Genomic DNA, 14,372 nt, shown 5'->3' with positions numbered 1-14,372 from the left:
TTGCCCAAAATTTGCGCGGTGAAATTGCGTGCATTTGATGCTTTTACATCCCCAACGCTGGCCATATCCTAGCCACATGACCAGCCAGCCACGATTCATCCATCTTCGCGTTCACACGGAATATTCGCTCCTTGAAGGGGCGGTGCGGGTGAAAAAGTTGTCAGGCATGGCGGCGGATATGAACATGCCCGCGGTCGCTGTGACCGATACGAATAACATGTTCTGCGCGTTGGAGTTTTCCGAATACGCGAGCGGGGCAGGTATCCAGCCGATTATCGGCTGTCAGGTCGATCTGGCTTATACCACGCCCGAACCGGGAAAGCGTCCCGATGATCCAGCGCCGATTGTGCTGCTGGCCCAGTCAGAGCGCGGGTATGAAAACCTGATGAAACTGAACAGCGTTCTTTATGTGGACGCTGGTGGGCGGTTGCCGCAGGTCGAGGTCGCGGACCTTGAAAGGTATTCCGAAGGGTTGATTTGTTTGTCTGGTGGACCTGATGGTCCGATTGGGCGTCTTTTGCGGGCAGGTCAGCGTGGTAAGGCTGAGGCGTTGCTGTCGCAAATGAAAGGGATTTACCCTGATCGCCTCTATGTCGAACTTCAGCGCCACCCCCAAGAAGACGGTCTGCCCGAAGCAGAGCAATTGTCAGAGCGCGGTCATATTGAAATGGCCTATGCTATGGAATTGCCGCTCGTCGCGACCAACGATGTCTATTTTCCGAAGCCTGACATTTATGAGGCACACGATGCGCTGATCTGTATCGCGCAGGGGGCGTATGTCGATCAGGCCGAACCGCGTCGGCGGCTGACCCCTCAGCACTATTTCAAATCGCCCGAAGAGATGGCGACCCTCTTTGCCGATCTTCCCGAGGCGCTGGAAAACACGGTCGAGATCGCGAAACGCTGTGCGTTCAAGGCCTACAAACGCAACCCGATTTTGCCGAAGTTTGCCGATGATGAGGTTGTTGAACTGCGTCGTCAGGCCAATGAGGGTTTGAAGGCACGACTGGCGGTTATTCCTCATGCGGTGACGGTTGAGGAGTATCAGGCACGGCTCGATTTTGAGTTGGATATCATCGAGGGGATGGGATTCCCTGGCTACTTCCTGATCGTTGCTGACTTTATCAAGTGGTCCAAGGATAACGGCATCCCGGTCGGTCCGGGCCGTGGTTCGGGTGCGGGTTCGCTTGTGGCTTATGCGCTGACGATCACCGACCTTGATCCGCTGCGCTATAGCCTTCTGTTCGAACGCTTCCTTAATCCCGAACGTGTGTCGATGCCTGACTTCGACATCGACTTCTGCATGGATCGTCGCGAAGAAACGATCCGCTACGTGCAGCAGAAATATGGCCGTGACAAAGTCGGGCAGATCATCACCTTTGGTGCGCTGTTGTCTAAGGCTGCGGTGCGCGACGTTGGGCGGGTGTTGCAAATGCCCTACGGGCAGGTGGATCGTCTGTCCAAGATGATCCCTGTCGAGGGTGTGAAACCTGTCAGCATCGAACAGGCCCTGATCCAAGAAGAACGCCTGCGCGAAGAGGCCCGCAACGAAGAAGTCGTTGATCGGCTTTTGACCTACGGGACCAAGATCGAAGGCCTGTTGCGGAACGCATCGACCCACGCGGCGGGTGTCGTGATCGGGGACCGTCCGTTGGATGCCTTGGTGCCGCTCTATCAGGATCCGCGCTCTGACATGCCTGCGACCCAGTTCAACATGAAATGGGTTGAACAGGCGGGGCTCGTAAAGTTCGACTTCTTGGGCCTAAAGACCCTGACCGTCATTCAGTCTGCGATGGATTTGATCTTTAAATCGGGTCGCCCGCTGCATGTCGCGGCGGATGGCACGCAGCTTTATGAACCTGCCGAAGGGGCAGAGAACGAGATCAACGCCATCCCGCTTGAGGATGAAAAGACCTACAAGCTCTATTCGGCTGCGAAAACGGTCGCGGTGTTCCAGGTGGAATCCACGGGTATGATGGACGCCCTAAAACGGATGAAGCCGACCTGTATCGAGGACATCGTGGCGCTTGTGGCGCTCTATCGTCCGGGTCCGATGGAGAACATTCCCGTTTATTGTGATGTGAAACACGGTCGCAAAGAACTCGAGTCGATCCACCCGACCATTGACCACATCCTCGCCGAAACGCAGGGCATCATCGTTTATCAGGAACAGGTGATGCAGATCGCGCAGGTCATGGCGGGTTACTCGCTTGGCGGCGCGGACTTGCTTCGCCGTGCGATGGGTAAAAAGATCAAAGAGGCGATGGACGCCGAACGTCCGAAATTCGAAGAGGGCGCGGCAAAGAACGGTGTCGATAAAAAGAAGGCATCGGAAGTTTTCGACCTTCTCGAAAAATTCGCGAACTACGGCTTTAACAAATCCCACGCGGCGGCCTATGCGGTGGTGTCGTATCAGACAGCATGGCTCAAGGCGAACCATCCGGTCGAGTTTATGGCCGGCGTGATGAACTGCGATATTCACCTGACCGACAAGCTGTCGATCTATTTCCAAGAGGTGAAAAAGGGGCTTGGGATCGACTATATCCCGCCCTGCGTGAACCGCAGTCTCGCGACGTTTGACGTGGTCGATCAAAAACTCGTCTATGCGCTGGGCGCGTTGAAAAACGTGGGCGCGGATGCAATGCGGCTGGTGGTCGAGGGACGCGGTGATAAACCCTTTGCGACGCTGTTTGATTTCGCGCGGCGGTGTGACCTGAAACGGATCGGGAAACGTCCGCTCGAGATGCTCGCACGGGCAGGGGCGTTTGATCAGTTAGACAGCAACCGCAAGCGGGTCTTTGACAGCCTAGAGGCCTTGGTCGGTTATTCGGCCGCTATTCAGGATCAAAAGACATCGAACCAAGTTTCGCTCTTTGGTGAGGCGGGCGACGACCTGCCAGAGCCACGATTGGCGAATACGCCCGACTGGCTGCCTGCGGTGCGACTGGCCGAGGAATATAAGGCGATTGGTTTTTATCTGTCAGGTCACCCGCTGGATGACTACATGACGGCGCTGAAACGCAATCAGGTTCTGTCGCTCGACGAAGTGATGGCGAAGGCTGAACACGGTGCCTGCGTTGTCAAAATGGCAGGCCACGTGGCAGGGCGTCAGGAACGCAAATCCGCGCGGGGCAATCGTTTTGCCTTTGCGCAATTGTCCGATCCGACGGGGGCTTATGAGGTCACGATTTTCTCGGATACGTTGGACGTGTGCCGCGATCATCTGGAGACGGGCAATAAGGTCGTTCTGACGGTCGAGGCGACGATGGAGTCTGACCAGCCAAAGCTTTTGGCGCGGTCGATTGTGCCGATTGATACGGTGGTTTCTGATCTGACATCCTCGGCCTTGCGGGTCTATGTGAACGAACCTCAGGCGGTGTCGGCGATTTCCACGGTTCTGGAGGGTGCAAAGACGCAAAAACTGCGTGGTGCCCGTGGACCTGTGATCCTGACGTTGATGACCTCTGGCGACCTTGCCGAAATTGACATCGATCTGAGCGAAGATTTCCCGATCAACCCCGAGATCAAAGGCGCCTTGCGGTCCTTGGATGGGGTCATGGATGTGGTCGAGGCCTAGGCGCACTTTTGCCCGCGGCTAAGGTCGCGGGTGGACCATCGGGGGTATCGTGTTAAAACGCGGGACCACTCGGAAGGGACCCGCCATGTTAAACCGCCTTTTTGCTATCGCCTCTGTCGGGCTGTTGGCGGGCTGTATGTCCCCGCTGGATAAGGTGGGTCGTCTGGATGAGGTCGAACTGGCCACCGATGCGCCCGAGGCGGCAATTGCCGCTGAGACCGATGTGACAGTCGCCGAGGATATTGAGGAAAAGCGCGGGTTTTTCGGGCGGATATTTGCGGGCAATGCTGATGCACCTGATGAGGCTGTTGTGGTGGATGACACCCCAGAGGCCGAGGTCGAATTGGCCGCGGTTGAAGTAACTGAGCCAGTCGATGACCTTGATCCCGAAACTCCTGCGGCTCGTGGCGGTTTCTTTGGCCGCATGTTCGCGCGGAATTCGGATGAACCTGAAACACCAGCAGAGCCAGCCGATGCGGTACCGATTGGGACTTTCCTTCCCTATGGTGTGATTGCGCCCGTTTGTGGGGTTTCGACCTCTGACATGGGGCAGAAGGTGGAATCGGTCGCGGGTTACACGGTTTATGACGCGGGCGGTGACACGTCGGTTCCGCGCACGCATTATATCACAGGTTTCGCGGATGGCTGCGCACGGCAGGTCACGGCGGCGGTTGTGATGTTCGGCGACGTGGGCACACATGAAATGGTACGCTACCTGACGCCTGAATCGGCGCTACCCTATACGGACACCGACAGCACTTATGAGGCGATCAAATCATCGGTTTGCCGCGTGGGGCATGGCGAACCTTGCGGCGCGCAACTGGACGCGCTGGGGCGGAATACGGTGTTTATGACGGTGTATGAGACCTTTGGGACCAATCCCGAATGGACCAATATCCTGCTGCATAACGGTGATGTCGCCGCTATCGACGAACACTGATTACCAATGCGGCGGGCGTTGATCGGCCAGTGGGACGCCGTCGCCTGACGCGGCTTCGCGTTCGGCCTCACGCTCCATCAGCAGGCCAACGCGGCGCATCACGAGAGCGAGTTCGCGTTCCTGACGGGCCACAACATCCGACAGATCGTCGACGGTGCGGGTCAGGTGAGCGATTTTTTCTTCGAGGTCGGTAATATTTGTCATATCGCCGAGATAGCACGTCTGATGTGACCCCGCCAGTAACCTGCAACCTTCGCGTTGCCCTTAGGCCATTGGCGGGTTAAACGCAGACCCGATAGCCGACCCTCGAGGAATAAGATGGCCAAGGTAAAGAAACAGCCCCGCCCCAAGGCAGAAACGCCCAAAGGTTTCCGTGATTACTTCGGTGCAGAAGTCACCGAGCGGAGCCATATGCTCGGTCAGATTGCCGAAGTGTATCATCGCTACGGGTTTGAGGCGCTGGAAACCTCGGCTGTTGAGACCGTTGAGGCGCTTGGTAAATTCCTGCCTGACGTGGATCGCCCAAACGAGGGTGTGTTCGCTTGGCAAGAGGATGAAAAGGACTGGGTCGCGCTGCGCTATGACCTGACCGCACCGTTGGCGCGTGTGGCCGCGCAATATCGCAACGATCTGCCGTCGCCTTATCGTCGCTATGCGATGGGTCCCGTTTGGCGCAATGAAAAGCCGGGTCCGGGTCGGTTCCGTCAGTTTTATCAGTGCGATGCGGATACCGTTGGATCGCCGACCGTTGCCGCAGACGCAGAGATTTGCGCGATGCTGTCCGACACGCTGGAAACCGTGGGTATTCCGCGTGGTGATTACATCGTGCGCGTGAACAACCGCAAAGTGCTGAACGGCGTGATGGAAGTTGCTGGCGTTTTGGACCCGACCGATCCCGATAAGTTCGTTGATGAACGTGGCATCGTTTTACGCGCCATCGATAAGTTCGACAAATTCGGCGAGGAGGGCGTGCGCCTTCTGATCGGCAAAGGCCGAATGGACGACTCTGGCGACTTTACCAAGGGTGCTGGTCTGTCGGACGAACAGGCCGATATCGTCATGGGATTTATGAATGCACGTCGCGAAAGCGGGGCGGCTACGGCTGCGCGTCTGCGCGAGTTGGTTGGCGCGTCCGTCGTCGGCAACGACGGTGTGAACGAGCTTGAGTATATGGCAGAGCTTTTGGATGCGCAGGGCTATGGATCGGATCGTATCCTGATCGACCCGTCGGTGGTGCGTGGCCTTGGCTACTACACTGGTCCCGTTTTCGAGGCTGAGCTGACCTTTGAAATCCTCGACGAAAAAGGGCGTCCGCGTCAGTTCGGGTCCGTATCTGGCGGTGGTCGTTACGATGACCTCGTGAAACGGTTCACGGGTCAAGAAGTCCCTGCAACCGGTGTCTCCATTGGTGTTGACCGTTTGCTGGCAGCGCTGCGCGCCAAAGGGCGGATGAGCAATGAGGCCATCGGTCCCGTTGTTGTGACCGTGATGGATAAGGACCGCATGGCGGACTATCAGGCGATGGTCGCGGAACTGCGCAACGCGGGTATTCGGTCTGAAGTTTATCTGGGCAACCCCAAGAACTTTGGCAACCAGCTGAAATACGCGGACAAACGCAATTCTCCGATCGCTGTGATTGAGGGTGGTTCTGAAAAAGAGAACGGCGTTGTGCAGATCAAGGACCTGATCCTTGGTGCGCAGATTGCGCAGAACGCAACGCTCGACGAATGGAAAGAACGCCCCAGCCAGTACGAAGTGCCGCGGGGTGATCTGGTGGCGAAGGTGCGTGAGATTTTGGAAAGCCAGAAGAAATGACAGGCTTGATCCAAGCAAACGCCGAGGCGCGCCGTATTCGTGCGCTGTTTGAGGCGCAGGGCGCACAGGTCGTTGAGACGGATATCCTCCAGCCCGCTGAGACGCTGTTGGACCTCTACGGCGAAGACATCCGTGCCCGCGCCTATGTGACTTACGACGGGTTGCGCGGTGAGATGATGCTGCGCCCTGACTTTACGGTTCCTGTGGTGCAGTGGCACATGGAAACCAACGCAGAACCTGCCCGTTATACCTATTCGGGCAAAGTGTTCCGTATGCAGGAAGACGACACGTCGCGGCCAAACGAATATGTTCAGGTTGGCTATGAGGTCTTTGACGGCAAGGCGCCCAATCATGCGGATGCCGAGGTCTTTACCCTGATTTCCAAAGCTCTTGAAGGTTTGCCGGTCCGCGCTGCGACAGGCGATTTGGGAATTTTGATGGCTGCGGTGCGTGGGCTTTCGACGACGGATGCCCGCAAGGCTGCTCTTTTGCGTCATATCTGGCGTCCGCGTCGGTTCCGTGCGCTATTGGATCGGTTTGGTGGGAAAACCCCCGTGCCTGCGTCGCGCACTGCGCTGTTGGCGAGCGATGATCCGTTCAAAGGGATCGACACCAGCCACGGCGTTCGGACCCGTGCCGAGGTTGAATCCCGCATTGATGCGCTCCGCGAAGATGCGGCGGCGGCTCCGATTGCGTCGGAACAGATTGCTCTGCTGGACGAAATCCTGAGCCTGCGGGAAACATCCCCGAATGTGCTGAGCCACCTGCGCGATATCGCGGTCGATATGCCGTCGATTGGCGCTGCGGTTCAGCGGTTTAGCCAACGGCTCGAGGCGCTGTCGAAGGCAGGGATCGACGTTGATGCCCTCGATTTCGAAGGCAACTTTGGTCGGACCACTCTCGAATATTACGACGGGTTCGTGTTTGGCTTTTATGCGGATAAACGCCCTGATCTGCCACCTGTGGCGTCGGGTGGGCGGTATGATGCGCTGACCCATGTTTTGGGTCGTGGCCGTGCCGTGCCTGCGGTCGGCGGGGTGATCCGTCCTGAACTCGTTCTCGCGCTGAGGGATACGCTATGACGATCAAGCTCGGTGTGCCGTCCAAAGGGCGGTTGATGGATAAGACCTTTGACTGGTTCGAAGAGCGTGGACTGACGCTCAAGAAAACAGGGTCGGAACGTGAATATTCTGGTGCGGTCGAGGGCATCGACGGCGTTGAGCTGGTGCTCTTGTCAGCGGGCGAAATTCCGCGTGAATTGACCGCTGGGCGTATCCACTTGGGCGTCACAGGATCGGACCTCGTTCGGGAAAAAGTGCCGAGCTGGGAAACCCGTGTCACGGAACTGGCGGGCATGGGATTCGGTGGCGCTGATCTGATCATCGCGGTTCCGACCTCGTGGGTCGATGTAGAGACGCTCGACGATCTCGATGCTGCGGCGGCTCAGTTCCGTCGGACCCATGGGTATCGTTTGCGGATCGCGACCAAATATCACCGCCTCGTGCGGGAATTCCTGCGTGAACACGGCGTTGCCGATTATCAGTTGGTCGACAGCCAAGGCGCGACCGAAGGCACCGTTCGCAATGAAACCGCCGAAGCCGTGGCGGACATCACGTCGACGGGTGAAACGCTGCGGGCGAATAACCTAAAGATCCTGTCGGATTCGCTAGTTCACTCGTCACAGGCGACTTTGTTCAAATCGCGCTCTGCGGATTGGTCGAATGAAGATCGCTTGGTTCTTTCGCAGCTCGAAGACCTACTGGGTATCTAAGCGGTCCTACCGAACACCAATTTCGGCCAGTGCGGCAGAGAGGGACGGGGGCAGATCGGCCTCGCCCTCTTTGGCGCGGCCCAGATCGGCGGGGGCGTCCTCGGGTTTTAGATAGCGCCAGCCTTGGAACGCACGTTTCTGGGTGGGTTCAACGCGGACCAGTTCGGGATCAAGCACGATCGCGCAGCGGCGGATGCCGTCGTGCCCAGTGACCTCATCCAAACGCAGAATCGTTTGGCGGCAGAGGATCACCCCTTTAATCACCCAATAGATCGATCCGCCGTTCAGAACCTCGTCCTCACGTTTCGGCCACATGCGAGTCACATGGCGCGGCAATCCGTCAGAGGTCCGTGCAGCAACGGTTTTCTGCCAATCAGCAAGGTCTGAAACGCCTTCTGTGCCGACCGATAACTTGATTAAGTGGGTAAATTTGGTCATAACTTATGGTCTCCGAAGCATAGTTAGATAGAGCAAATAAACCTGTGGGCAAGGCAATATTTTGTGTTGCCTCACGGGTGTCATCACAATATCTATGCGGTCCAGCCACATATGAATGCCGACAGAGGATTGACCGAATGACTCGTTTCGCCGCCCCAATTGCCGAACAAATCTGGGATATGAAGTACCGTTTTAAGGATGCCGACGGCAAACCTTTGGATGGTACCGTTGAGGATTCGTGGCGTCGAATTGCGCGTGCTTTGGCGGCTGTCGAAAAAGACCCCAAAAAATGGGAAGATAAGTTCTACGGCGCTCTGGAAGATTTCAAATACCTCCCTGCTGGCCGCATCACCGCTGGTGCAGGCACCGCGCGCTCGGTCACTCTGTTCAACTGCTTTGTTATGGGCACTGTGCCAGATTCGATGGGCGGCATTTTTGACATGCTCAAAGAAGCTGCGCTGACCATGCAGCAGGGCGGCGGCATCGGCTACGACTTCTCGACGATTCGTCCCAAAGGCGCGCTGGTCAAAGGTGTGGCGGCAGACGCGTCTGGCCCGCTGTCGTTCATGGATGTTTGGGATGCGATGTGCCGCACCATCATGTCCGCTGGCTCGCGCCGCGGTGCGATGATGGCGACGATGCGCTGTGACCACCCCGATATCGAACAGTTCATCACTGCGAAATCCGACCCTGCACGTCTGCGCATGTTCAACATGTCGGTGCTCGTCACCGATCCGTTCATGGAAGCGGTGAAGGCGGATAAATCGTGGGAACTGATCTACGACGGTAAGGTCTACAAGACCGTCAACGCGCGTGATCTGTGGAACACCATCATGCAGTCGACCTACGATTACGCTGAACCCGGCGTGATCTTTATCGACCGCATCAATGAGATGAATAACCTATCCTACTGCGAAACCATCGCAGCGACGAACCCCTGTGGTGAACAGCCGCTGCCGCCGTATGGCGCATGTCTGCTCGGTTCGATCAACATGGCGCGTCTGGTTGAGAACGCGTTCGAAAAAGACGCTCGTTTGAATGTTGAGCAGCTCGACGACCTTGTGGCGACCGCTGTGCGCATGATGGACAACGTTGTGGATGCGTCGCGCTTCCCACTTGAGGCGCAGGCCCAAGAAGCGGCGGCAAAGCGTCGTATCGGTCTGGGCGTAACGGGTCTGGCTGACGCGCTGCTGATGGTCGGTCTGGAATACGGCACCGAAGAAGCCGCCGCGCAAACCGAAGCATGGATGAAACAGATCGCTCGTGCGTCCTACCTCGCATCTGTTGAACTGGCCAAAGAGAAGGGTGCGTTCCCGCTCTTTGACAAAGACAAATACCTCGCGTCTGGTTCGCTCAAGATCATGGATCAGGACGTGAAAGACGCCATCGCAGAGCATGGTATCCGCAACGCGCTGCTGACCTCAATCGCGCCGACAGGCACCATTTCGCTCTATGCTGGTAACGTATCGTCGGGCATCGAACCTGTGTTTGCTTACGCTTACACTCGCAAGGTTCTGCAAAAAGACGGATCGCGCACCGAAGAAGAAGTCGTCGATTACGCGGTCAAACTCTACCGCGATAAATTCGGCGCAGACGCAGAACTGCCGAGCTACTTTGTGAACGCTCAGACGCTCGCGCCTCTGGCACACGTGCGGATGCAGGCGGCTGCGCAGAAATGGATCGACTCGTCGATTTCGAAAACCATCAACTGCCCCGAAGACATCGACTTTGACTCGTTCAAAGAAGTCTACATGGAAGCTTACGAGACCGGCTGTAAGGGCTGCACCACCTACCGTCCAAACGACGTGACGGGTTCGGTTCTGTCGGTGTCTGAATCGTCGGACAAAACCCCGTCCGAGGCGCCAGAGACCACTTCGACCGATGCGGAAGTCATCTACATGTCCGAGCCGCTGGACCGTCCTGCTGCGCTGGAAGGTAACACCTACAAGGTCAAATGGCCGGATAGCGAGCATGCGATCTATATCACCGTCAATGACGTTGTGATCGCAGGCCACCGCCGTCCGTTCGAGGTCTTCATCAACTCCAAAAACATGGAGCACTTTGCGTGGACCGTTGCACTGACCCGCATGGTGTCGGCTGTGTTCCGTCGCGGTGGTGATGTGTCCTTTGTGGTCGAAGAGCTGAAAGCAGTGTTCGACCCGCGTGGTGGGGCATGGATGAAGGGCAAATACGTCCCGTCGATCCTTGCGGCGATCGGTGGTGTGCTGGAGCAGCACATGGTGGCGATTGGCTTTATCGAGGGCGAAGGCAAGCACCTCAAGGTCGATCCCCAAGCCGAAGTTATGGTCGTCGGCGAAGCCCCGCGCGGTAAACCCTGCCCATCCTGCGGTGAATACGGCATGAAAATGGAAAGCGGCTGCGCCTCGTGCACGTCGTGCGGATATTCCAAGTGCGGCTGATCTGCGCTATGTAGAAATAACGAAAGGGCGGCTGTACGGGCCGCCCTTTTTCGTTGTGCTGTCTACCGCCGACGCCCTGACGGTTTGGTGACCTTCTTCCCGCGCGGACCCGTTTGAACAGGTGTGTTGGCGCGGTTTTCGTCTTGGAGTTTGTGCCAGCGCTCTAAACGGGCGGCGTCGATGTCGCCACGTGCGACGGCGGCTTGGACGGCGCAACCTGGTTCGTGGACGTGGGTGCAATTGCGGAAGCGGCAATTGTCGGCTTGCTCTACGATTTCGGCAAAGAGCACGTCGAGGCCGACAGACAGATCGCTGACATGCAGGGTGCGCATGCCCGGGGTGTCGATCACCCAGCCGCCGCCCTCAATGGAATGGAGCGACCGCGAGGTCGTTGTATGGCGTCCCTTGGCATCGGATTCGCGGATGCCGCCGGTGGCTTGGGCCTGATCGGGAGCTTTGTCGGCGAGGGTGTTCAAGAGCGTCGATTTGCCAACGCCAGATGATCCGATCAGGGCAACTGTTTGGCCCGCACCGCACCACGGCGCGAGGACTTTGGCTGCGTCAGGGGATTTACCGTTGACGGTGACGACGGTCAGGTCGCGTTGGATGGCTGCGGCCTCGGTCTTGTATCGGTCGAGTTCGGTGGTTTGGTCGGCCTTTGTCAGAACGATGACGGGGGTTGTACCTGCTTCGTTCGAAAGGGCCAGATAGCGCTCTAACCGCGCTGGGTTAAAATCGTCATTGCAGGAAGTGACGATAAAGAGCGTATCCACGTTTGCGGCGATCAACTGGTGATCTCGGCCCCCTTCGGTGCGGCGTTGAAGCAGAGAATGACGGTCAAGGCGGCGCACCAAAAGCGAGGTATCAGGTTCGACCAAGACCCAATCGCCGACCGCGAAATCAGTCGTTCGGACATTGTGGCCCAGAACCAGACGTGTGGAATCCCGCCCTGTCGTAGCGGTCATTCGGCTGCGGTGGACGGTCGCGACGCGCATTGGCACGAGGCCAGCCTCGTCGTCGGACACTTGGTCGACATAGAACGAGGTCCACCCAAGGGCGGTCAAACGATCAGACTGGGATTCAGATGCAATAGTCACAGGCACTGCATGGCTAGAATTGCCGAGTGTTGCAAGTGTTTGGTGCAGCCCTCTGATCAAAGGACTGCACCTGAGGGATTATTCGCCGTAGGGCACCCAGATGTTTTTGACTTGGGTCGCACGGGCAAGGAATTCGCGTCCTTGCCCTGCAGGGGATGCGAAATCACGGGTGCCTGCGACTTCGGTCCACGTTTGTTTGAGGTTGCCGGTCGAGGCTTTTTCGACCATGGCGCAGCCGTCGGCCGTTCCGAAATACCACATCGCGGCGACTTCATCGTGTTGGGCGAGCGTTTTGGAGAGTTCCTCACGCGGGCCAGTGACGATGTTGACGACGCCAGCGGGTACGTCAGAGGTTTCGAGGATCTGGTAGAAATCCGTCGCGGCGAGTGGGTGCGTCTGCGATGGCACGGCGACCACGGCGTTGCCAGTTGCGATAGCTGGCAGCACGGTTGAGATGAAACCGAGCAGTGGATGACGGTCGGGGCAAGCGATCCCGATGACACCCAAGGACTCGTTCATAGCGAGTGTCACCATGCGCGACTGGGTGGAATGGACTGCGCCGTCGAATTTATCGGCCTGAGCCGCATACCAGAAACAACGGCGAATTGCGGCCTCGACCTCTGCCTGTGCGGTGCCTTTGTTGGCACCGAAGGACTGGAGGCGTTCCGCAAATTCACCCGCGCGGGCCGAGAGGTTTTCACCGATGTAATAGAGGACCTGCGCACGGTTGTGGCCTGTCGCTTTGCCCCAGCCAGAGGCCTTGGCGGCAGCTTCAACGGCGTTGCGGATGTCCTTGCGGCTGCCAAGAGGGGCGAGGCCGACGGGGCCTTTCGGACCAGACACGGTGTAGGAATAGCCGCTGTCCGGGCGTGCTTGTTTTCCACCGATGTAGAGCTTGGCTGTGCGGTCGACTTCGGCTGTCGTTGATAGGCCAACGGCTGCGTCCAATGCGGAGGGGGCGGGTTCCGCTTTGCCTGATTTGACGGATGTGGGTTTGAGGTATGACAGCATCCCCTCGCGCCCACCTTCGCGACCAAACCCGCTTTCTCGGTAGCCACCAAAGCCAGCTGCCGCGTCAAAGATGTTTGTCGCATTGATCCAGACAACACCCGCTTTGACCTTCGACGCGATGTCGAGGCAAAGGTTGATATTCTCTGACCAGATCGACGCCGCGAGGCCGTAGCGCGTGTTGTTCGCTAGTGCTATGGCATCATCCACCGTGCGGAAGGTGGTGAGCGTGACCACGGGGCCAAAGATTTCTTCCTCCCACAGGATCGACGCGGGTTCGACATCGGTCGCGAGGGTCGGGGGGTAGAAACAGCCCTGCGGTGCGGCGATCTGGTGTAGAACAGCACCTGCGTCTTGACCCTTTTGGACTAGATCGCGAATGCGGTCGGCCTGAACGGGGTGCACAATCGCGCCGACATCCGTGTTTTTGTCGAGCGGATCACCAACGCGCAGCTTTGCCATGCGGGTTTTCAAAAGGGCCGTAAAGCGCGGGGCAACGGCCTCTGCCACGAGGATGCGGGAGCCTGCACAGCAGACCTGACCTTGGTTAAACCAGATGGCATCGACGACGCCTTCGACGGCAGCATCAAGGTCGGCATCGGCAAAGACGATAAACGGGGATTTGCCGCCAAGCTCGAGTGTCAGCGCCTTGCCCGATCCAGCGATCTGGTCACGTATGATGCGGCCAACTTCGGTCGATCCCGTAAAGGCGACCTTTTGGATATCCTTATGGCCGACAATGGCAGCACCTGTTGCGCCATCACCTGTCACGATGTTCAGCACGCCTTTGGGCAGGCCACACTCCGCCGCGATTTGGGCAAAGGCTAGCGCGGTCAGCGGTGTGTATTCAGCGGGTTTTAGAACGACGGTGTTACCCGCAGCCAAGGCGGGCGCGATTTTCCATGCGAGCATCAGCAGTGGGAAGTTCCACGGGATCACCTGACCGCAAACGCCAACGGCATCCATGTTCGGGAATTCGTCTGCCAGAATTTCAGCCCAGCCCGCATGGTGGTAGAAGTGACGAGCGACCAGCGGGATGTCGATATCGCGGCTTTCGCGGATCGGTTTGCCGTTGTCGATGGTTTCCAAGACGGAGAGGAACCGTGCGTGTTGCTGGATGTGACGTGCCAAGGCGTAAAGGTGTTTGGCGCGTTCATGGCCCGACAGTTTCGCCCACTTTGGTTGGGCCTTGTTCGCGGCGGCAACGGCTTTGCCCACGTCGGCGGTCGTGCCTTGGGTCACGTGGGCAATGACATCGCCCGTTGCGGGGTCGGTCACGGCAAAGGTTTCACCTGCGGGCGTAAAC

General features: G+C 57.9%; 10 protein-coding genes. 6 read left to right on the top strand and 4 right to left on the bottom strand.

What is annotated here, in order from left to right:
- The first annotated feature begins 76 nt into the window (after nucleotides 1–76).
- Together dnaE and AC1QQ2_RS09990 are read left to right on the top strand one after the other, a co-directional pair.
- Entirely contained in the window at nucleotides 77–3,577 is a 3,501-nt protein-coding gene (gene dnaE / locus AC1QQ2_RS09995; RefSeq protein WP_479713005.1) for a DNA polymerase III subunit alpha, read from the top strand.
- Between the two features lie 85 nt (nucleotides 3,578–3,662).
- Nucleotides 3,663–4,517, top strand: coding sequence for a hypothetical protein (locus AC1QQ2_RS09990; protein WP_479713004.1), 855 nt, complete (start codon nucleotides 3,663–3,665; stop codon nucleotides 4,515–4,517).
- On the opposite strand, the gene AC1QQ2_RS09985 is transcribed toward AC1QQ2_RS09990, so the two are convergent.
- Entirely contained in the window at nucleotides 4,518–4,721 is a 204-nt protein-coding gene (locus AC1QQ2_RS09985) for a SlyX family protein (RefSeq protein ID WP_105234354.1), read from the bottom strand.
- A gap of 114 nt (nucleotides 4,722–4,835) precedes the next feature.
- Between AC1QQ2_RS09985 and hisS the strand changes: the two genes are divergently transcribed.
- From hisS to hisG, 3 genes are read left to right on the top strand one after another with little or no spacing between them, the layout of a single operon-like run.
- Nucleotides 4,836–6,332 carry a histidine--tRNA ligase gene (hisS, locus tag AC1QQ2_RS09980; protein WP_479713003.1) on the top strand — a complete coding sequence of 499 codons (1,497 nt, stop codon included), beginning with the start codon at nucleotides 4,836–4,838 and terminating at the stop codon, nucleotides 6,330–6,332.
- Nucleotides 6,329–7,414 carry an ATP phosphoribosyltransferase regulatory subunit gene (locus AC1QQ2_RS09975; protein WP_479713002.1) on the top strand — a complete coding sequence of 362 codons (1,086 nt, stop codon included), beginning with the start codon at nucleotides 6,329–6,331 and terminating at the stop codon, nucleotides 7,412–7,414. The genes hisS and AC1QQ2_RS09975 overlap by 4 nt, the downstream gene beginning before the upstream one ends.
- A complete protein-coding gene (hisG, locus tag AC1QQ2_RS09970; RefSeq protein WP_249947039.1) occupies nucleotides 7,411–8,103 on the top strand; it encodes an ATP phosphoribosyltransferase in 693 nt (230 codons plus the stop codon). Before AC1QQ2_RS09975 ends, hisG begins: the two co-directional genes overlap by 4 nt.
- A 6-nt stretch (nucleotides 8,104–8,109) precedes the next feature.
- Here the strand turns inward: hisG and AC1QQ2_RS09965 are convergent, their stop codons facing one another.
- The gene (locus tag AC1QQ2_RS09965) at nucleotides 8,110–8,541 is read right to left on the bottom strand and encodes a DUF1489 family protein (protein ID WP_105234358.1); all 432 of its coding nucleotides are present in this window, start codon (nucleotides 8,539–8,541) and stop codon (nucleotides 8,110–8,112) included.
- A gap of 137 nt (nucleotides 8,542–8,678) precedes the next feature.
- On the opposite strand from AC1QQ2_RS09965, the gene AC1QQ2_RS09960 reads away from it, so the two are divergent.
- Complete coding sequence (locus AC1QQ2_RS09960; RefSeq protein ID WP_249947040.1) at nucleotides 8,679–10,961, top strand: adenosylcobalamin-dependent ribonucleoside-diphosphate reductase; 2,283 nt, start codon at nucleotides 8,679–8,681, stop codon at nucleotides 10,959–10,961.
- 62 nt (nucleotides 10,962–11,023) lie between these two features.
- Here the strand turns inward: AC1QQ2_RS09960 and rsgA are convergent, their stop codons facing one another.
- Together rsgA and AC1QQ2_RS09950 are read right to left on the bottom strand one after the other, a co-directional pair.
- The gene (gene rsgA / locus AC1QQ2_RS09955; protein ID WP_479713001.1) at nucleotides 11,024–12,058 is read right to left on the bottom strand and encodes a ribosome small subunit-dependent GTPase A; all 1,035 of its coding nucleotides are present in this window, start codon (nucleotides 12,056–12,058) and stop codon (nucleotides 11,024–11,026) included.
- 78 nt (nucleotides 12,059–12,136) lie between these two features.
- Nucleotides 12,137–14,372, bottom strand: a 2,236-nt coding sequence (locus AC1QQ2_RS09950; protein WP_479713000.1) for an aldehyde dehydrogenase family protein, incomplete at its 5' end; no start/stop codon positions are given.

The organism is Aestuarium sp., assembly GCF_023253315.1.
GTDB classification, from domain to species: Bacteria; Pseudomonadota; Alphaproteobacteria; order Rhodobacterales; family Rhodobacteraceae; genus Marivivens; species Marivivens donghaensis.
Note: the sequence above shows the minus strand (reverse complement) of the source record. Positions and strands in the feature narration are given on the sequence as shown.

Bases quoted from the DNA above. Each gene is read 5' to 3' on its own strand.
- dnaE (WP_479713005.1), top strand. From the start codon at position 77: ATGACCAGCCAGCCACGATTCATCCATCTTCGCGTTCACACGGAATAT.
- AC1QQ2_RS09990 (WP_479713004.1), top strand. From the start codon at position 3,663: ATGTTAAACCGCCTTTTTGCTATCGCCTCTGTCGGGCTGTTGGCGGGC.
- AC1QQ2_RS09985 (WP_105234354.1), bottom strand. From the start codon at position 4,721: ATGACAAATATTACCGACCTCGAAGAAAAAATCGCTCACCTGACCCGC.
- hisS (WP_479713003.1), top strand. From the start codon at position 4,836: ATGGCCAAGGTAAAGAAACAGCCCCGCCCCAAGGCAGAAACGCCCAAA.
- AC1QQ2_RS09975 (WP_479713002.1), top strand. From the start codon at position 6,329: ATGACAGGCTTGATCCAAGCAAACGCCGAGGCGCGCCGTATTCGTGCG.
- hisG (WP_249947039.1), top strand. From the start codon at position 7,411: ATGACGATCAAGCTCGGTGTGCCGTCCAAAGGGCGGTTGATGGATAAG.
- AC1QQ2_RS09965 (WP_105234358.1), bottom strand. From the start codon at position 8,541: ATGACCAAATTTACCCACTTAATCAAGTTATCGGTCGGCACAGAAGGC.
- AC1QQ2_RS09960 (WP_249947040.1), top strand. From the start codon at position 8,679: ATGACTCGTTTCGCCGCCCCAATTGCCGAACAAATCTGGGATATGAAG.